The organism is Streptomyces sp. NBC_00400, from assembly GCF_036048035.1.
GTDB lineage: Bacteria > Actinomycetota > Actinomycetes > Streptomycetales > Streptomycetaceae > Streptomyces.
Map to the genome: position 1 here is coordinate 8,135,028 of NZ_CP107940.1, position 18,536 is coordinate 8,153,563.

Below are 18,536 nucleotides of genomic sequence, written 5' to 3' on the forward strand. Positions count from 1 at the left end.
CGGCCGGGTCGGCGGTGCGCTTCTTCACGAGCTGCCAGTCATGATCAGTCTCTCCATCCGAGGGTTCCGTCCCGGAACCAGTCCTCTGCCACGATGATGGGGACAGTGCTGGTGATGTCGTTTCTGCTGCCCCCTTTTCGGTGGTCCGGGCTGCCAGGGCAGTCAGGGCAGTCAGGAAAGCGTGGGCGAGCATGGCCAGGGTGATGTGCCGGTACCAGCCCGGACAGCGGCGGGCCTCGTACTGGTCCAGGCCGCACTCGTTCTTGGCAGCCCGGAAGGCTACTTCGATCGCCCAGCGGGATCCGGCGACCCGGACCCGATCCGTGCCTGTGGTGCCGTTGGGCGCGTAGGCGACGGAGTACGCGATCTCATCGGTCCTGGTCAGGCTGCGGCGGGCCGGCATCCACCGCTGGTGACGTCGGGGTATCGACCCCGGGTCCTGCGGTGGTCTCCCCACCGGGCGGCGAAGCCCCGGCCAGCCGAGCGGACCGCTCGCTCGCGGGGCAGACGCCCGGTGTGACAGGTCGCAACGAGCGCCTGGTGCGACGCAGGCGTAGAAAGGGAAGGGGGCGCCGGTACGACTCAGGGAGTGGCTGGCCATGCAGATCGTTGTGGACCTCACCCGCTGCCAGGGCTATGCGCAGTGCGTCTTCCTCGCGCCGGAGGTGTTCGAGCTGCACGGGGAAGAGGGGTTGCTGTACGCCCCGGACGTCCCGGACGACCAGGTCGAGCGCGTGCGCCGGGCCGCGGCGGCGTGTCCGGTCCAGGCCATCCTCCTCGGCCGGGAGGTGAGCGCCGGTGCCCAGTGATCTGCACAGTGGCCGCATCGTCATCGTGGGTGCGTCGCTGGCCGGGTTGCGGGCCGCGGAGACGCTGCGCGAGCAGGGCTTTGCCGGCTCCTTGACCGTCGTGGGGGACGAACCCCATCCACCCTACGACCGTCCTCCGCTGTCCAAGCAGGTGCTCCTCGGCAAGGCCTCGGCGGACGCCACAGGGCTGCCGATGCGCCGGGACCCGGACGCCGACTGGCGGCTGGGAGTGCGTGCCACCGGCCTGGATCCTCTCGGGAAACGGGTGCTGCTGGCCGACGGCGAGTCGCTGCCCTTCGACCGGCTGCTGATCGCCACCGGAACCCGGGCGAGGCCCTGGCCCAACCCGGAGGAGGCCTCCCTGGACGGGGTGTTCACGCTGCGCACCCGCGATGAGGCCGTGGGGCTGGCCGAGCGGCTGGCCGCCGGGCCGGAGCGGGTGCTGGTGATCGGCGCCGGTTTCACCGGCTCGGAGATCGCCTCGGCCTGCCGGGAGCAGGGCATCGAGGTCACGGTGGCGGAACGAGGCCCTGCACCCCTGGTGGGTGCGCTCGGCGGGACCTTGTCGAAGCTTGCGGCCGTCATGCAGCGCAATCACGGTGTGGATCTGCGCTGCGGGGTGACGGTCACCGCCCTGCGCGGGGACGGGAAGGGCCGGTTCAACGGTGCGGACCTGTCCGACGGAAGCCGGGTCGACGCGGACGTGTGCGTCGTGGCGCTGGGGGCGGTCCGCAACGTCGAGTGGCTGGCGGAGGCCGGGCTGGCAGCGGGGCCGCGCGGTATCGCGTGCGACGCCGGGTGCCGGGTCTTCACCATGTACGGGATCGTGACCGACGACGTGTTCGTGGCCGGTGACGTCTCGCGGTTCCCGCACCCGCTGTTCGGGTACCAGTTGCTGTCCCTGGAGCACTGGGGCAACGCGGTCGCACAGGCCGAGGTGGCGGCGCACAACATGGTCAGTCCCGGGCCCCTGCGGCGACCGCACCTTGCCGTCCCGACGTTCTGGTCGAACCAGTTCGGGCTCAACATCAAGTCGGTGGGCGTGCCCACCTTCTCCGACCACCTGGTCATCGCCCAGGGCTCGTTGGAGGCGCGCCGTCTGGCGGTGGTCTACGGCTACCAGGGACGGGTCACCGCCGCGGTCACCGTCGACATGGCCAAATCGCTCGACTACTACCGGCACCTGATCGAGACGGCTGCTCCCTTCCCGCCCCCGCCCGGCGCGGCGGACCGGGCACTCGCTGCCGACGTCCCGATCCCTTCCGACGTGCCGGATCCGAAGGGACTGTCCCACGGCCCCACCGTGGCGCTCACCGGCTACCTGCCCGACCGCCGGCTGACGGTGGTGCAGCCCACCGGCTGACCCACGTCCCGCCCGACCACGAGGAGCCACCATGCCCTCCGACACCTTGCTGGCGCGGATCTCTGACTACGTGAACCGCCCCAACCCCTACCCGCTGTACGCGGAACTCCGCGCGGCCGGTCCCGTGGTGCGGCAGGCGGACGGCAGTTACCTGATCGGCACCTACCACGACATCGCCGCTCTGCTCCACGACCCGCGGATGAGCGCCGATCCGCGCTCTCGCAGCGCCCGGGCTCCGTCCGAGGAGACGGTCAAGCCGCCGTTCCTGCGGCTCGACGACCCCGAGCACCACAGGCTGCGCACCATGGCCATGCGGCCGTTCGGTCCGCCGCACAGCCCGGGCCGGATCGATGCCATGCGCGGCGAGATCGCCCACATCACCCGGGAACTGATCGAGGCGCTCCGGGACCGCGAGCAGATCGACGTCGTCGACGACTTCGCCTACCCCCTGCCCATCACGGTCATCTGCCGACTGATGGGTGTCCCTCGCGAGGACGAGTCACTGTTCCAGGGATGGACCGAGGCACTCGTCGCGTCCGCTGACATCGGGCCCGAAGAAGACACCACCGAACGGGACAAGGCAGCCATCAAGGCCCGGCAGGAGATGGGCCGGTACCTGGTCGACCTCGCCGAACAGCGCCGCGGCCGGCCCACCGACGACATGCTGTCCGCCTTCATCAACGAACCGGACCCCGCCCTGCAGCTCAGCAATGAGGAACTGGCGGACACCACCATCCTGTTGTTCATCGCCGGCCACGAGACCACGGTCAACCTGATCACCAACGGCGTCCTCACCCTGCTGCGCCAGCCCCGCCAACTGGACCGGCTGCGCCGCGAACCCGACCTGCTGCCCCGAGCGGTGGAGGAACTGCTGCGCTACGAGCCCCCGGTCCACATGCGCGAGAGGATCCCTCTCGTCGACATCGACCATGCCGGCGCCACGATCCCCAAGGGCACATCCGTCGTCCTGGCACTGGCCTCGGGCAGCCGCGACCCCAAACGGTTCCACGAGCCCGACCGGTTCGATCCCACCCGCCCGGACAACGAACACTTCGGCTTCGGCAGCGGCATCCACCTGTGCTACGGCGCGCCCCTCGCCCGCATCGAGGCCGAGACCGCGCTCGGCGCGCTGATCCCCCACCTGAGCACGGCACGCCTGGTCCAGGACCCACCCCCCTACCGGCAGAACGCCATGCTCCGCGGACCCCGCCACCTGCCCGTCCACCGGTGACTCGACTACCCGGCGGCAGACGCCGCAAGGACCGTTGCCCGGGTGAACGACGGGGATCGGACGACAGTGGCGTGGGTGAGGAAGGCCGCACAGGTCAGGTCGGCGGGAGCAGTCCGACCAGCTGACGCGCCGTGAGGGCCTCGCGGGGCTGCGGTCAGCGGCCTTCCCAGTGCGGTGGGTGCTTTTCGGCGAAGGCGTGGGCTCCTTCCTGTGCGTCGCGCCAGTCAGGGCGAGAACATCTTCTTCCTCAAGATGGGCAAGGAGAGGTTCGGCGAATTGAGGGACATGGAGACCTTCGTACGCGTCAAGGACGCCACCGGCGCGGCCGTACCCGAGAACGATCTCTTCGCCGGACTGCGCTGATCCGCCCGTCCGGCCGAGGCCCGTCCGCCCGGGCCCGGGGGAAAGCTCATCGGCCGCCCGGCGCGATCGGGCGGGTCACACACCCGGAGGCTTGTCCACGCGAGTTCCGCTCCGGCAGCCCGCTTCCAGGCACTCGCCGGCCGCGTCGACGCGTGCCCGCACTGCTGACCCGACACCGCGCTCGTCCCCACACCACCTGGCAACCGCACAGGTGGGAGACCTGCGGGCTGCTGAGTCGGAGGTGCGCGACAGCCCAGGTCACAAGCCCGGCGGTCTGCTCCGATCAGGACAGACCGCCGGGGAAGCGACACGAAGCTGAGGCTCCGATGTCCGACACGCCGTGAGACAGCGGAAGAAGCAGCAGGTCGCGCGGGCGGTCTCCGACACCAGCGGCGAGACCCTACAAGCGAAGCCAGTCGCCCGCTGCGCGCTGGCCTGCGGCGACTGAGAACCACTCACACCATGCGGTTGGGCCGGCTTCTTCCTGTCGGGCTCAGTTGCCGGGTGCTGAGGAGCGCGGACCACGACCAGCTGTGGCTCGTCCTGTTCGCTCTTCACGGGCTCCACCCCTGTCAATCTCGCGCGCCCCGAGTTCGCGGGCGGTCTCTATGAACGCCCGTACATGCGGCGCGGGGGCGGACTCGGGCAGGACGAGCGCCCATTCGGTGCGTGGCGCATCATCGATCGGGACCAGCACCACTCCGGGGTAGGTGTAATAGCGGGGGACATGACCGTTGAGCGGGCAGACCGCGCGCCCGGTGGCGACCAGGGCCAGGACCTCGTGGAAGGTCCTCGCCTGCGGGCCGCGGTGGACCAGGCGTCCACCCGGCGTCCGCTCCGGGCACATCGCCCGGTACCACTCCTCGGGAGTACGCCTGCCGGGGTCCGGAACTGTCCGACCGGCCAGATCCTCAAGCGACACGCGAGCCCGTGACGCCAGATCGGAGCCCGTGGCCACAGCCAGGACCCGGCCCTCGGTCAGCACTACAGGCCCGAGCCGGAGTCCGGGTTCAGGCACCGGGAGCCACATCAGTTGCGCCGCTACCTCGCCGGCCCGTATCCGGGCGAGCGGATCGCTGAAGTGGTACTCCACGAACTCCACACTGCACTGGGGGTGGCGGGCGCAGAACTCCTCGACCAGCCAGGCCAATTCGGAGGGGAGCGCGCCCATCGCACCCAGCCGCACGGTCCCGGAGCAACCGCGGGCAGTGTCCGCCGCACGGGTCAGGGCCTTGCGGATCAACCCGTAGCCGGGGTGGAGATCGTCGCGCAGTCGCCGGCCCAGGGGCGTCAGTGTCACGGTGCGGGTGCTGCGGTCGAACAAGGCGCCGCCCAGGCGGCGTTCCTGCCGGCTGACGGACTGGCTGACGCGTGCCTGGGAGAGATGCAGCCGCTCCGCGGTCCGGCCGAAGTGCAGTTCCTCGGCGAGCGTCAGGAAGATCTCGATGTCCCGCAGTTCCACGGCTCCCCCATTTATCACTCCCGCTTATGGCCGCCTTGCGGAAAACGGCGTTGCTCCGGCCGGACAGCCTAAACGAGACTGGGCCCTGTCCCACTGGCCCACCGGCACCCGGCTGGGAACAGCGTCAGCCCTGCCTGTCCGCCCCTTCTCCTGTCCGTATCGTCCGCCGCCGCGGACCGCACCACACAAAGGATCCTCGCCTTGGCACCTGATCCGACCACCGTTCACCCGCTGCCCGCGCACGACCGGGTGGTGTTCCTCAAACCGCTGGTCGCCTCACCGAAGATCGTCGTCGGCGAGTACACCTACTACGACGACCCCGGCGGCGCGACGGAGTTCGAGCACCACAACGTGCTGTACGCCTACGGGCCGGAACGCCTGATCATCGGCAGGTACTGCGCGATCGCCACGGGAACCCGCTTCCTGATGGCCGGCGCGGAGCATCCGACGGCGGGTGTGTCCACCTTCCCGTTCACCATGTTCGGCGGCCGCTGGGCCGAGGAAACCCTGGACATCGTCACGGCCATGCCCAGCCGCGGGGACACGGTCATCGGCAATGACGTCTGGTTGGGCCACCAGGCGACCGTCATGCCGGGTGTGCACATCGGCGACGGCGCCATCATCGCGGCCGGCGCCCTGATCACCGCCGACGTCCCTCCCTACACCGTCGTCGGTGGCAACCCGGCCAGGCCGATCCGGCAGCGGTTCACCGACGAGGACGTCGAGCGACTCCTCCGCGCAGCATGGTGGGACTGGCCTGTCGACCTGGTCACCGAACATGCCCGCACCATCATGGCCGGAACTCCCGCGGACATCGCACGCATCGCCGCCGAGCACGATCTGGAGAAACCCCTGTGACCCAGGTGTCCATCGACGAGCACGCTGTGACGGACAGCGAAGCCGGACCGTACGCCATCACCACCGGGCCGGACGGCGCACTGTGGTTCACCCTGGTCCACAGCGGCCGCATAGGTCGGCTGATCCCCGGCGGAGAACCGACGAGCCACCAGCTCGACCCCGCGTGCGGGCCGACCGTCATCGTCCACGGCCCCGACGACGCCCTGTGGTTCACCCAATACCAGGCACACCGGATCGGGCGGATCACCACCGGCGGCGTCATCGACAACTTCGCGATACCCACCCCCGGCTGCGGGCCCTTCGGTATCGCAGCAGGGCCGGACGGTGCCCTGTGGTTCACCGAGACTGCCGCCGACCGCATCGGTCGCCTCACCCTCGACGGCCGGGTCACCGAGTTCCCGCTCCCCGTCACGGGCGCGTTCCCCTCCGCGATCACCGCCGGCACCGACGGCGCGATGTGGTTCACGCTCAACCAGGCGAACGCCATCGGGCGGATCGGCATGGACGGCGCAGTGGCCCTCCACTCACTGCCGACCAAGGACGCCGCTCCGGTAGGCATCACCGCGGGGCGCGACGGGGCTCTGTGGTTCGTCGAGATCTCCGCCGGTCAGATCGGGCGGATCACCCCCGACGGGCAGGTCATCGAGTTTCCGCTGCCCGACCGCGCAGCCCGGCCCCACGCCATCACCGTCGCCGACGACGGCACTGCGTGGTTCACCGAGTGGGGCGGCAACCGCGTCGGCTCGATCACTCCCGACGGCACCATCACCGTGCACGACCTGCCCACCCCCGGCTCCGAGCCGCACGGCATCACCCTCGGTCCCGACGGCGCCTTGTGGGCAGCTCTGGAGAGCGGTGCGCTGGCTCGCATCGCCCCTGTGGACAACGCCACCTGACCAACGACTCCCTCACACCCGCCAACGTCGACAACGGCCGCCCGCACGGCGGCCGGAGAGGAACACCCGTGAAATACGCACTCGTGATCTTTGAGACAGATGAGTCACGCCGCCGGATCCAGGCCGACCGGGACACCTACCGCGCGGATTACCAGACCTGGATCGGCACGCTTGCGGCGGCCGGAAAGCTGGTCGGCGGCGACGCCCTGGAAACCGAGCACCACAGCCCGGCGACCGTGCGCAAGACGACCGACGGGGCGTCATCAGTGACCGACGGGCCCGCGCACACCGGCGAGGAGACCCTTGGCGGCTGGTTCGTGGTCGAGGTGGCCGACCGTGCGGAGGCTGTCGAACTGGCCAAGGCCCTGCCCACTCCGGAGACGATCGAGATCCGCCCGCTCCTCGAATCCGCCTGAGCCCCACCACCGTCGTACCGGAGCGGTTCGAACGGCAGCACCGCGCCTCGGAGCTGCCGTCGGCACCGTTGACGCCGTACCGCACGCCCGCCGAAGCTCAGGAAAGCCGGTCGATCGCTCTGACACGTCGGTAGGTGATCACGCAGCAGGCAACCTTGAGGAGGGCTTCATGGATGCCGTCACGTCACTCCCAGCGGATCCTCAGGCGGCGGAACCCGCGGATCCAGGCATCCGTGCGCTCCACCACCCAGCGGACACCACCGAGACCGGACCCGTGCGGCGTACCACGGCGGGCAATGACGGGCTTGATCCCGCGCTCCCGCAGCAAGCGGCGGTACTTGTCGAAGTCGTGGCCCCGATCGGCGAACAGCACGCGTGGCCGGTGGCGGGACGGCCGGTTCGATCCCTGACGCGGGGAATCGCGTCGAGTAGAGGCAGGAGCTGGGTGACGTCATGGCGGTTCCCGCCGGTCAGCGTATGTCCGACAGCTCCGGATCGTCGCTGATGAACGCGTCACCGTTCATGACTCCGAGCTCAGCAGTGACTCCGATGCCGTCGGCGAACGCCGCCGTCCAGGCGGAGACGGCCCGACGGCTCGCACGCACGCCGGGGGCCAGCACATCGAACATGTGCGGTACTCCGGGCACGAGGTGAACCTCGACAGAGTTTCCCGCCGCGCCCAGCCGGGCGGCGAACTCCAGCGCTTCGTCCCGTGCCGGATCGACTCCGGCGACCATGAGGTACGCGGGCGGCAGATTCCGCAGGTTCTCGGCGCGGGCCGGAACGGCATAACCGCTCCCCGGGTCGCTCCCTCGCAGGTACATCCCCCAACCTGCCTCGGCCCCATGGCGGTTGAAGAGCTTGGGGTCGGTGACCGCTCGCGCCGATGCGGTCGTCAGGCGGTCGTCGAGGACGGGGTAGCCCAGGTGGAGGTACCTGATGTGCGGACCCTCCCGGTCACGGGCGGCGAGGGCTACGGCCGTCGCCAGGGCGGCACCGGCCGAGTGCCCGCCCACGGCCAGGCGCGACGCGTCGAACCCCAGGTCACCCGCCTGGTCCGCCGCCCAGCCCAGTGCTGCGTAGCAGTCGTCGAACGCGGCGGGGTACGGGTTCTCCGGAGCGAGCCGGTAGTCGGGCGCGACGACGGCGATGCCCAGCTCGGCGGACAGCCGTCGGCAGGTGGCGTCCTCCGCGTTGGGGCCGCCCAGCACGAACCCGCCGCCGTGCATCCACACCGCGACCGGCAGCGGGCCCGCCCCCCTTGCGGCCGGCGTATAGAGCCGCAGGCTCAAAGGGTGCCCGTTCGCGGGGACGACACGGTCCTCGACGTCGACCGCACTGTCCGAGCTGCCGTCGCCACTGGCCGCGCTCGCAGCCGCACGTGCCGCCGACAGGTCGGCGAACACGTCGAGTGCGGGCAACGCCTCGTAGACGGGGAGGAACTCAGGATCCAGCAACACCATGGACTGCCACACCGTGGACTCCCTTCTCTTGTCCGCCGGACAATAACTGCCCCTTGTTCAGTGGACAAGAGTTGACGCCGTATATTGTCCGCCGGACAAGAGAGATTACGAGGGAGCGACAGGGGAGTGGCATGGGCATCAGCCGAGCAGCGGTCGTCGACGCGGCGCTGGAAGTGCTCGACGAGCAGGGCCTGGACATGGTGACCATGCGTGCCGTCGCGGACCGGCTGCGAGTGCAGCACAACACCGTTCGCTGGCACGTGGACAACAAGCACCGTCTGCTCGTGCTGATGTCGGACGCCGTACTCGCGGGCCTGGACGTCACCACCCTGCCCCGCCGGTGGGAGGACCGCGTCCGGGCCCTGGCGCGCTGGTGCCGCGGCGCGATCCTCGCGCGTCGCGATGCGGCCCGCCTGCTCGCCGGGCTCTCCACGACGGAGGCGAACACCTACCGGTTCGCCGACACGATGATCCAGACCCTGCTCGACGCGGGCTTCTCGCCCCGCACGGCGGCCTGGGCGAACTGGACCATTTTCTATCTGGTCCTGGGCATCACTCAGGAACAGCAGGCACATGCCGCCGAGCCGCCTGAGCGGGTGACGGAATTCGACGACCCCGACTACCCGGCGCTGAGAGAGGCCGCCGCGCATGTCACCGCCGGTAGCTACGAGGAGCGCTTCGAGTTCGCACTGAACATGCAAGTGGTCGCGCTTCGAGCGGAGTTGGACCGTGCGGGCGGCGTTCCGGCGTGACTCGGTCCGGGCCCGGAACGGTGTGACGTGCAGGCGTCGCCCGCCGGCGTTTCGCGGAACTCGGCGGCCGGAACCTGCGTTGTGCTTCCCACCAACATTCCCGGACACGGGAGAACGGAGGGACGGCCGATTCGAGTCACCATCGTGGGAGGGGGCATCGCCGGGCTGGCCTGCGCCCTGAGCCTGCACGCCGCAGGCTTCCGTCCGCAGGTGCGGGAGGCGGCACGGACCATCGAGGCGGTCGGCGTGGGTATCAACCTGCTGCCGCACGCGGTACGGGAACTCGCGGAACTCGGCCTGGCCGACGAACTGGCCGCCATCGCGCTGCCCCCGCACCGGCTGAGCTACCGCGACCGGGCGGGCGAGCCGGTGTGGGAGGAAACCCTGGGGCTCGCGGCGGGTTACCGCTGGCCGCAGTACTCCGTACACCGCGGCCGTCTGCACCTGATGCTGCTGGCGGCGGTGCGCAAGCGCCTGGGCTCGGACTGCCTCCGCACCGGTCTGCGCTTCCAGCGCTTCGAGCAGACACCGCACGGCGTCCGGGTTCATTTCCTGGACCGGACCGGCGGCACACCCGTGGCCGAGGACACCGACCTGCTGATCGCTTGCGACGGCATCGACTCGGCGGTACGCGCCCAGCTGTACCCGGCCGAAGGGCCCTCGCACGGGAACGGCGTCCACATGTGGCGCGGGGTCGCACCATACCCTCACCTCCTCGACGGCCGGTCGATCGTGGTGGCCGGCGGCACCCCCGGTGCGAAGTTCGTCGCCTACCCGATCGAGGACCGGGTGACGAAGGGCGGCGACGCCCTGGTGAACTGGGTGCTCGAAGTGCGCCGCGGCACACGCGCCGCACCGCTGGACCGCTCGAACCGCCGCATCACGACGGCGGAAGCCCTCACCGGCGTGACGGACTGGAGCCTGCCCTGGATCGACCTGGCGAAGCTGGTCGAACGGTCATCGGCGATCTTCGAGTACCCCATGCTCGACCGCGACCCCCTGCCGCGCTGGAGCTTCGGCCGGGTCACGCTGCTCGGCGACGCAGCTCACCCGATGTTCCCGATGGGCATGAACGGCGGATCGCAGTCCGTCGTCGACGCCCGGGTACTGGCCTGGTGCCTGGCCCGGGAGCACGACCCCGCAACCGCGCTCCGCCGCTACGACACGATGCGCCGGCCGACGGTCAACGCGATCGTCCTGGCCAATCGCGAGCTGGGACCGGAGAAGATCATCGCGCGGGCTGCGGAGCGCGGCGGGGCGCTGCCCGTCGACGAGGCCACGGAGATGGCGAGCGACTACAAGGAGCTGACCCGGGCGACAGTCGCACAGGTCAACTCCCGTGCCTCGTGGACCGTTTCGGGCGGGGCCGCGGACGCGGCCACGGATCCTGCACGGTGAGGACGCGCCCGCGGCAGGGGCTCCGTGACTGCCGCAGGATCGCTGTGCGTAGTCGGAACTGTTCGGCACTGCACGGGGGTTGCCCGTTCGGCTGATTATTCTCAGGGCGCGCTGTCCCGGCTGCCGGCGTTGAGCATGTTCCGCGCTCGGCGTTCGAACAGAATCGGGATGGGCCTCGGATTCGGGCTGCCCGCCGCTGTCGGCGCCCAACTCGGCGCCCCGGACCGCCCGGTGCTCGCCCTCATGGGCGGCGGTTCGATGCACTACGCGATCACGTCCCTGTGGACCGCGGCCCACTGAAAGGTCCCCTTGACGATCGTCGTCTCCTCCAACGACGAATACCGCGTCCGTCCAGCCCGTGCTCGTCGAGGACCGCCAGTGTGGCGGCGACGATATCGCCCTGTGTCGTACCCATCCGATGCGCCTTCCCGGTCGACTTCCGCCTCCCTCTTGTCCACTGGACAATTCCAGGGCATGCTCATCCTTGTCCAGTGGACAAGAGTGGGAGGAAGTGGTTGTCATGCTCGACGTGCTCATTGCCGGGGCCGGCCCGGTGGGGCTCTGGCTCGCCGCGGAATTGCGCCTGCAGGGGGTGGAGGTGGCCGTCGTGGAACGCCGGGCGGCACCGGACGGACGGTCGCGCGCGGTCGGCATGCAGGCCGGGACGCTGGACACCTTCGCCACCCGCGGCCTCGCGCAGCGGTTCATCGAACGCGGCACCCCGGTGCCGACCGGCCACTTCGGGGCGGCGACCACCCGGCTGGACTTCTCCACCGTCGGGGCGGCCCACCCCTTCATGCTGGCGCTCGGTCAGTCCGTCACCGAGCAACTCCTGGAGGAGCATGCGGTCACCGTGGGCGCCCGGGTGCTGCGCGGGGAGGAAGTCGTCTCGCTCACCCAGGGGCGGGACGCAGTCGAGGTGGTGATCCGGGCCGGCGGCACCCACCGGACGGTGCGGGCCCGCTGGGTGGTGGGCTGCGACGGCAGCCGCAGCGCGGTACGACAGGCGGCCGGCATCGACTTCCCCGGCCAGGACACCACGCTGACCGGGTGGCTCGCCGACGTAGAACTCGACGATCCGCCCACCGCGCCGCTCGCCGCCACCGGGCCGGCCGGTTCGTTCCTGGCGGCCCCGATCGGCGATGGCGTCCACCGGCTGGCGGGGCTCTCCACGGCCACCATGCACCGCGGGACCGGCGAACCGCTGACCCTGGAGGAGGTGCGCGGGCAAACCCGCATGCTGCTGGGACGGGACCTCGGCATCCGCACCCCCCGGTGGCTGTCGCGCTACGGCAACGCCACCCGTCAGGCCGCGCGGTACCGGGCCGGACAGGTGCTGGTGGCCGGAGACGCGGCGCACATGTTCTTCCCGGCCGGTGGGCAGGGCATGAACCTCGGCATCCAGGACGCCACCAACCTGGGCTGGAAACTGGCCGCCACCCTCCAGGGCCGGGCCCCCGACGGACTACTCGACAGCTACGACACGGAGCGCCGGCCGGCCGCCCGCGCCGTCATCGACAACACCCGCGCGCAGCTGGCCCTGTTCGCCGCGGCGAGCCCGGAGCAGATCGCCCTGCGCGAGGTCTGGTCCGCCGCGCTCGCCGAACCGCAGACCAACCGCCAGTGGGCCCGCCGGATCGCCGGCTTCGACGACCCGCTCCCCGCCGACACCACACCCGGTGCGCACCCGCTGAACGGCACCCGGCTGGCCGGCCTCGCCCTGGACACGGCCGACGCACCCACTGCCCACCCGTTGATGTACCACGGCCGACCACTGCTGCTGGACCTCGGCGGGACGCGGACACCGTGCCTCACGGATGGCCTGGAGCAGCGGGCAGGAACCGTCAACACCGAGGCGGCGCACGCGATCTGGCGGGACGTCACCGCCGTCCTGATCCGGCCGGACGCCCGGATCGCCTGGGCCAGCACCGACACCGACCCGCAGCGCCGGGCCGCGGACTGCCTCACCACCCTGCGCACCCTGTGCCGCTGAACGCCGCTCGGCGAGCCCACCCGCCGGCTCCGCTCGGCGGCCCTCAATCCCGGAACAGGCCGGATCGGCGCGCGACGCCCAGCCTCCAGGCGGGGGGACCCCCATCCATGCGTGCATCGTAAGGCGGGGAACCTCCCGGCCTTGAGCTCTTCCTGGGGTTCAGGAGACCCGGATGCTGGCCTCGGTGATCGATGAACTGGACATGAGCGTGTCGATGATCTGCTCTTGCGAGGCCCGTGCCCGAGCCTCCATGGCCGTGCGGGCCGCAGCAGGATCGCGCTCACGGATGGCATCCAGAATCGCGTGTCGCTCATGTGCGGCCGACGCCGAGAAGGGCAGCGACTTCAGGGTGATCCGCAGGATGCGTTCCAGCTCGTCGAAGACCCGGGTGATCGACTGCGCCAGCATGTCATTACCGCACCTGTTAGCGATGATCGTGTCGAACTCCAGGTTGGCGCGCAGGAAGGCGTCAACGCTCTCCGCATTGCCCAACTCGTAACTGACTTCGAGGAGTTCTTCCATTCGGGCGAGATCGTCGGCCGGGCAGCCGAGCTCGGCTGTGAGGCCGGCGGCTTCGGTCTCCAGCAGTTGCCGGAACGCGCAGAGTTCCCGCGCCCCCTTCAGGGTCACAGGCAGGATGCGGTAACCCGAGCGCGGCAGTGCCTGGACCAGCCCGTCGCGCTGCAGCCGAGTCAGGGCTTCCCTCACCGGCATCGCGCCGGCCCCGGCCAGGTGTGTCAGGTCCGACTTGGTGACACGCGCACCTGGCTCCAGCTCGAGTTCGATGATCCGCCGCTTGATCGCAAGGTACGCACGTTCGGTGGCGTTCAGGCTGGGGTGGTCTGCGCTGAGGATGACGGGCAGATACTTCACGTACCCATCCTATGGATTTGATATCCCAGTGAGAAGATCTTGGATCCTAGCGGTCGGGAGGCTGGGGGAGGAGATCCCTACTCGCCAACGGCCCCGCGCCCCTGGCGCAGCGGCCCGTTGCCGCCGCTCTTCTGTCTGGCTCGGTCCCCTCTGCCGGCATTCTCCGCAGTGGACGTCGCGGGTCCGCAATCGAATCCGTCGGCCAGAGGGCGGCAAAGCATAGGGGCCCAGGACAGACGATCAGGCCGTCGTCGTCTCCATGACAAAAGTGTCTGCGATCTGCGCAACCCACTCCGGATTCTCAAGCGGCGGGTAATGCCCGATGTCAGGCACCCGCAGCAGCTGTGCCACCGAGCCCATTTCCGCGACCGTGTCATCGACCAGCTGATCCTGCACGAAGAAATCGTCGGTGCCCTGCACGAGCAGGACCGGGCACCGCACATCGCCGAGCCGGCCGCGCAGATCATGGGAAGCCCACGCCTGACCGTCGCACTGCCCAGCCTGCTGGGAAGTGCTGCGCTGAAGCCACCGAAGTTCGACTTCCTGCCCGGATGTCAGCTTCTTGCTCGCCGAGGCCACCGCCGCATACTCGAGGTGATCCGTCCAGCCGGCATCGGGCGCGCTCGTCCGACCTGCCAGCAACGCAGCAGCCTCGGCCGACAGCGGTGTCCACGACGCTGCTTGCATCGCGACGACCCCTCGATAGCTGTCTCCATGGTGAGCGGCAAGATCCAGTGCTGTGAGGCCTCCGACTGAGGCGCCGAGTACAAACGGCGAGATTCCAGGCAGCACCGTGCGCGCGAACGCGTGCACGAACTCGGCGTGGTCGTGAATAGAAGTCCCCGGCTGCCACTGCGCTGGGTAGGAACGGCAGTGCCCGGGAAGATCGGGGGCGATCGCGCGGTATCCGCGTTCAGCGAGCAACGGCAGAAGGTGCCTGTAGACCCGAGAGTCGGTGGCCCCCGGGTGAATACACACGATCGGGATGCCTTCCCCGGCCTCGTCGAAGTAGGTGCGTGCACCGTTGACCGCGACATAGCGGCCCGTGATCGGTTCGAAGATCGTCATTGCTCAAGTCCTTGCTGACCACGTACAGAGATCTTTAGCCGTGCGGTAGCGGCCTGGCGTCAGCATCTCTCATGAGATCTCTGTAAAGCAATCTGAGATCTCAGATTGTGCCCGCAGCTGGTCCTCGAAGCCCCGTCGAACTGGATAGACGGCACGCTTGGCCGTAACGGCTCCTGGGTGCCCGACCCGCCGCCGACACCGCGCGGCCGGCCCGCGGCCCGGCCGACGCGGGCGGCGAGTTGTCCGCGGGTCAGCCGCGGACAGGAACCGGCGGACCAAACACTCAGTCAGGGTCGTCGTGGTACTCAGTGGGTCTCGTTCGGCGGCGTCACGATGATGCGGGTCGGGGATGCGAGGCTGTCGCCGCTGGGGTCGACCGTGTACGAGATGCCGAAAATGGCGGTGTCACCAGGCTTTAAGTCCGTTATGCGCGGCTGCTCACTTCCGGGGTGAACAGGGGTGGAGGTGCCATCGATGTCCCGACGCGGTGCGAGCGGCGGCGTAGCACGGTTTCCTCGTTCCTCCGGCCTGCTGGCCGGGTCGGCGCCGGCCCTGGCCCGTACGCGGATCTGTGTACGGGCCAGGGCCACCGTGAGGCAGCAGCGCTTGTCCGCGGTCTGACGACCAGCGCCGGACGGGTGTCCGTTTTGGTGGAGTGGTGTAATCCGTGTACTGCCCGGGGGAGTGGTGCAGCTTGACGGTGACGGTGTAGTCCTGACCCAGACCCGCCGCCCACTTCTGCGTGAAGGACTTGGCGAACAGGCCGAACCTGGCCATCTCCGCCGTCATCCGGGCGAGAGCCCTCTCCGTGTCGTCCCAGGCGCCCATGAAGTCCGTGCCGCCGTCGTGCGTCCAGCAGGATGTCGTCATGCTCCAGGGCCATACACAAACCCCTCCCACCCCAGGCGCAGCCGATACGCAGGTCGCCCATCAAGTCACATCGGAGGTATGCCCGACAGGTATGCATCTGGGGCTGATGACACCTTTCGGGCATAGGCGAATCCCGGACCACATCGAAGCGCGGCGTGGAACGCGCGTGTCAGCCATCGGAAACCCGCCCGCGTTGCCCGGAGTCGCCGGGAAGCAGGTTCTGAAGGCTGACCGCCGGGTCATGGCATGGGTCGTTGTGCGGTGACCGTGAAGTAGTCGAGGGTGCCTTCACGGTAGGCCCGCAGGAAGTTGCGGGGCCAGGTGCCGGGCTCCCACATGCGAGCCAGCCAGCGGTCCCAGCCCGGCCATACCGACGCCCCGATCGGGTGGGCGCGGACCCCGGTCAGGCCGGCCCGTTCGAGGCTGCCGGTGAGCTGCGGGATGGTGTGGGCAACGTCCAGGCCGGTGCGGTAAGTGTCGAGCAGTTCGGCCAGCCGCCCGGGTCGGGCCGGGTCGGCGTCGGGGACGAAGAAGCTGGCGATGACGGCACGGCCGCCGGGCCGCAGCACGCGTGCGGCCTCCCGGGCGAACGCGTCGAGGTCGCGGAAGTGCTGGGCGGCTTCCACGCTGTACAGGCAGTCGAACTCGCCCTCCGCGAAGGGCATGCTTTCGGCTGCTCCGTGGGCGAAGCGCAGCTGTTCGGGACGGTGGGCCAACAGATCGGCGTTGGCCTGTTCAGCCCGCTTGAGCTGCTGTGGATGGATGTCCATGCCGGTGACGTGCGCGAAGCCGTACTCCTTGAGCGCAACGGTGCAGCCGACCCCCAGCCCGGGTCCGACTTCCAGGGCTCGCGGCTCCTGCGCAGCCGCCAAGGTGGCGAGCACGTGGCGGTACATGGCCTGTTGGCTGCTGATCCGGTCGTGTTCGGTCAGCGGCCGGTCGAGGTCGATGTCCTGCCAGTGGCCGAAGTTGATGAACCCCCCGCCGAACAGGGGCATCGAGCTGAGATCGGCCGGACCATACGCTTCCTGCACTGCGGGCGGGATGGGGTACGGGACCGCCCCGGGACACTGCGTCATCTGCACCTCCGTGATCTGGAGCGCGCCGCCACGGGGGCGACCGCACACCCAGTACTACCCTCAGCAGCCGTCGGGGCGGGGGCGGTGCCGCCGTTCCCTTTGCCGCCCGTGCGCCGGTGGCGGCCTGCCGAGGTGTCACCTCACTTCGCGAGGAGCGACCCTCATCAGGAGGTTGGCGGGGTGGTTGGTAGAGGTCATGACTCCCCGTACCTGCGCCCCTGGGAGCGGCTCCAGACGCCACCGGCGGGCCACGGCCGCGACCACCGTGGTCATTTCCGCGCGCGCGAACGATTCACCGATACATCTGTGCCTTCCGGCGCCGAAGGGAAGGAACGCGCCGCGGGGAGCGGCCTTCTGGCCGGGCAGCCAGCGGTCGGGATGGAACCTCAGGGGGTCCTGGAAGTGGTGCGGGTTCCGGTGCAGGACGAGGGCGCTGAACATGAACTCGGCACCCGGGGGAAACCGGTAGCCCGCGAGTTCGACCTCCGTGGTCGCTCGTCGCATCGTGACGCCTCCGGGGTTGCGCACGCGCAGCGCCTCGTCCACCACCCGCTGCGTGTACGGGAGACGGCCGAGGCGTTCGAACGAAGGCGCCTCTCCGCTCCTCGTCCGCAGTTCCTCGTGGAGTTCCCGGTCGACGGCGGGGTGCCGGCCCAGCTCGTGGAAGAGCCAAGCCAGCCCGCCTGCCGTTGTCTCCGTGCCGGCGACCAGCAGTGTGATGAGTTCGTCGTAGACCTGTTGGTCGGTCATGGTGTTGCCGCTGTCGGCGTCCTGAGCCTGCAGGAGCATCGACAGCAGGTCCGGCTGCTCGGCGGAGAGGCCGGTGCGCCGGGTGCGGATGAGGTGGTCGATGGCCCGGCGCAATCGGTCGTGTGCGGCCGCAAGGCGGCGGTTGCCGGGAGTGGGGAGCTTCTGCCAAAGACCGGTCGGATCGATGGCCCGGTGGTACACGCCGCGGAGCACGACGGGCACGTCGCGGCGGATGTCCGCGGCAATGTGCGCGTCGAGTGCGGTCGAGAACAGCGTGGAGGTGACGATGGCGAGGGAGAGGTCAGTCATCTCCTGGGTGACGTCGATGACCTGTCCGGCCTGCCAGGAGGCGACTCGTTCGTCGGCCAGCCGCGCCATGGCTCGCGCGTAGTGATCGATCTGCCGGTGATGGAAGGCCGGCTGGATCAGGCGCCGCTGGCCGAGGTGGAAGGGCCCTTCGGAGGTGGCGAGGCCCTCGCCGAGGTAGTCGCGGAGCTTCTCGAAGGAGCGGCCCTTCGCGAAGTGGCCGGCGTCGGTGACCATCACCCGGTCGACGACCTCCGGTCCGGCGAGGACGTAGGTCGGTGTGGGTCCCAGGTAGACGGCAACGATCTGGTCGTACGCGGTGAGGGAATCGAGGAATTCCAGGGGGCGCCGCCACATTTCGAGTGCGTGGCCGATCAGCGGAAGGCGTCCGGGAGCGGTGGGAGGGGCCGTGAGGCGAGCGGCGGTGGCCATGTGTGCCTTCCTTTGGCCGCGGGCCCGTGCCTGCCCGGCGACCGAGTAGTACTCCTCGGGACGTGATGGACCGGTGATGCGGGTGCAGGCGTGCGGGACACACCGGGCACCACCCGCCCGGCGACGTCCCCACGGGGCGAGCAGTGCATACATC

Annotated in this window: 17 protein-coding genes and 3 pseudogenes; 11 read left to right on the plus strand and 9 right to left on the minus strand. The window is 69.8% G+C overall.

What is annotated here, in order from left to right; translation table 11 throughout:
* Positions 1 to 157: 157 nt before the first annotated feature.
* Positions 158 to 427: pseudogene (locus tag OHS81_RS35725) on the minus strand (IS701 family transposase); the annotation flags it as partial.
* A gap of 172 nt (positions 428 to 599) precedes the next feature.
* Between OHS81_RS35725 and OHS81_RS35730 the strand changes: the two are divergent.
* The 4 genes and pseudogenes from OHS81_RS35730 to OHS81_RS35745 all read left to right on the plus strand — a co-directional run.
* Positions 600 to 809 carry a ferredoxin gene (locus OHS81_RS35730; RefSeq protein WP_328390277.1) on the plus strand — a complete coding sequence of 70 codons (210 nt, stop codon included), beginning with the start codon at positions 600 to 602 and terminating at the stop codon, positions 807 to 809.
* Positions 799 to 2,172 carry an NAD(P)/FAD-dependent oxidoreductase gene (locus OHS81_RS35735; protein WP_328390279.1) on the plus strand — a complete coding sequence of 458 codons (1,374 nt, stop codon included), beginning with the start codon at positions 799 to 801 and terminating at the stop codon, positions 2,170 to 2,172. Before OHS81_RS35730 ends, OHS81_RS35735 begins: the two co-directional genes overlap by 11 nt.
* 31 nt (positions 2,173 to 2,203) lie before the next feature.
* Positions 2,204 to 3,403 carry a cytochrome P450 gene (locus OHS81_RS35740; RefSeq protein WP_328390281.1) on the plus strand — a complete coding sequence of 400 codons (1,200 nt, stop codon included), beginning with the start codon at positions 2,204 to 2,206 and terminating at the stop codon, positions 3,401 to 3,403.
* A gap of 219 nt (positions 3,404 to 3,622) precedes the next feature.
* Positions 3,623 to 3,766, plus strand: a pseudogene (locus OHS81_RS35745) (PIG-L family deacetylase); the annotation flags it as partial.
* A gap of 493 nt (positions 3,767 to 4,259) precedes the next feature.
* Here the strand turns inward: OHS81_RS35745 and OHS81_RS35750 are convergent.
* Positions 4,260 to 5,228, minus strand: coding sequence for a LysR family transcriptional regulator (locus OHS81_RS35750; RefSeq protein WP_328390282.1), 969 nt, complete (start codon positions 5,226 to 5,228; stop codon positions 4,260 to 4,262).
* Positions 5,229 to 5,429: 201 nt separating this feature from the next.
* Between OHS81_RS35750 and OHS81_RS35755 the strand changes: the two genes are divergently transcribed.
* The 3 genes from OHS81_RS35755 to OHS81_RS35765 all read left to right on the plus strand — a co-directional run bounded on the left by OHS81_RS35755 (position 5,430) and on the right by OHS81_RS35765 (position 7,398).
* Positions 5,430 to 6,086 carry a CatB-related O-acetyltransferase gene (locus OHS81_RS35755; protein WP_328390284.1) on the plus strand — a complete coding sequence of 219 codons (657 nt, stop codon included), beginning with the start codon at positions 5,430 to 5,432 and terminating at the stop codon, positions 6,084 to 6,086.
* A gap of 5 nt (positions 6,087 to 6,091) precedes the next feature.
* Positions 6,092 to 6,982 carry a Vgb family protein gene (locus tag OHS81_RS35760; RefSeq protein WP_443058882.1) on the plus strand — a complete coding sequence of 297 codons (891 nt, stop codon included), beginning with the start codon at positions 6,092 to 6,094 and terminating at the stop codon, positions 6,980 to 6,982.
* 68 nt (positions 6,983 to 7,050) lie between these two features.
* Positions 7,051 to 7,398 carry a YciI family protein gene (locus tag OHS81_RS35765; protein ID WP_328390288.1) on the plus strand — a complete coding sequence of 116 codons (348 nt, stop codon included), beginning with the start codon at positions 7,051 to 7,053 and terminating at the stop codon, positions 7,396 to 7,398.
* Positions 7,399 to 7,495: 97 nt separating this feature from the next.
* On the opposite strand, the pseudogene OHS81_RS35770 reads toward OHS81_RS35765, so the two are convergent.
* Both OHS81_RS35770 and OHS81_RS35775 read right to left on the minus strand, forming a co-directional pair.
* Positions 7,496 to 7,872 (minus strand): annotated as a pseudogene (locus OHS81_RS35770) (transposase); the annotation flags it as partial.
* Positions 7,869 to 8,873: an alpha/beta hydrolase gene (locus OHS81_RS35775; RefSeq protein ID WP_328390290.1), complete on the minus strand. Its 1,005-nt coding sequence runs from the start codon at positions 8,871 to 8,873 to the stop codon at positions 7,869 to 7,871. The pseudogene OHS81_RS35770 and the gene OHS81_RS35775, both read right to left, overlap by 4 nt.
* A 119-nt stretch (positions 8,874 to 8,992) precedes the next feature.
* Between OHS81_RS35775 and OHS81_RS35780 the strand changes: the two genes are divergently transcribed.
* From OHS81_RS35780 to OHS81_RS35795, 4 genes are all read left to right on the plus strand, one after another.
* Entirely contained in the window at positions 8,993 to 9,613 is a 621-nt protein-coding gene (locus OHS81_RS35780) for a TetR/AcrR family transcriptional regulator C-terminal domain-containing protein (RefSeq protein ID WP_328390292.1), read from the plus strand.
* 129 nt (positions 9,614 to 9,742) lie between these two features.
* Positions 9,743 to 11,011, plus strand: coding sequence for an FAD-dependent monooxygenase (locus tag OHS81_RS35785; protein ID WP_328391668.1), 1,269 nt, complete (start codon positions 9,743 to 9,745; stop codon positions 11,009 to 11,011).
* Positions 11,012 to 11,179: 168 nt separating this feature from the next.
* Positions 11,180 to 11,311, plus strand: coding sequence for a thiamine pyrophosphate-dependent enzyme (locus OHS81_RS35790; protein WP_328390294.1), 132 nt, complete (start codon positions 11,180 to 11,182; stop codon positions 11,309 to 11,311).
* 220 nt (positions 11,312 to 11,531) lie between these two features.
* The gene (locus tag OHS81_RS35795) at positions 11,532 to 13,004 is read left to right on the plus strand and encodes an FAD-dependent monooxygenase (protein WP_328390296.1); all 1,473 of its coding nucleotides are present in this window, start codon (positions 11,532 to 11,534) and stop codon (positions 13,002 to 13,004) included.
* Between the two features lie 159 nt (positions 13,005 to 13,163).
* On the opposite strand, the gene OHS81_RS35800 is transcribed toward OHS81_RS35795, so the two are convergent.
* The 5 genes from OHS81_RS35800 to OHS81_RS35820 form a co-directional block, all read right to left on the minus strand.
* Positions 13,164 to 13,877: a GntR family transcriptional regulator gene (locus OHS81_RS35800; protein ID WP_328390298.1), complete on the minus strand. Its 714-nt coding sequence runs from the start codon at positions 13,875 to 13,877 to the stop codon at positions 13,164 to 13,166.
* A 240-nt stretch (positions 13,878 to 14,117) separates the two neighbouring features.
* Positions 14,118 to 14,945 (minus strand): alpha/beta fold hydrolase, encoded by an 828-nt coding sequence (locus OHS81_RS35805; protein WP_328390300.1) that lies wholly within the window; start codon positions 14,943 to 14,945, stop codon positions 14,118 to 14,120.
* Positions 14,946 to 15,383: 438 nt separating this feature from the next.
* Entirely contained in the window at positions 15,384 to 15,815 is a 432-nt protein-coding gene (locus OHS81_RS35810; RefSeq protein ID WP_328390302.1) for a hypothetical protein, read from the minus strand.
* Positions 15,816 to 16,054: 239 nt separating this feature from the next.
* A complete protein-coding gene (locus OHS81_RS35815) occupies positions 16,055 to 16,849 on the minus strand; it encodes a class I SAM-dependent methyltransferase (protein ID WP_328390304.1) in 795 nt (264 codons plus the stop codon).
* 180 nt (positions 16,850 to 17,029) lie between these two features.
* Positions 17,030 to 18,382, minus strand: a complete 1,353-nt coding sequence (locus OHS81_RS35820) for a cytochrome P450 (RefSeq protein WP_328390306.1) — start codon at positions 18,380 to 18,382, stop codon at positions 17,030 to 17,032.
* Positions 18,383 to 18,536: the final 154 nt, after the last annotated feature.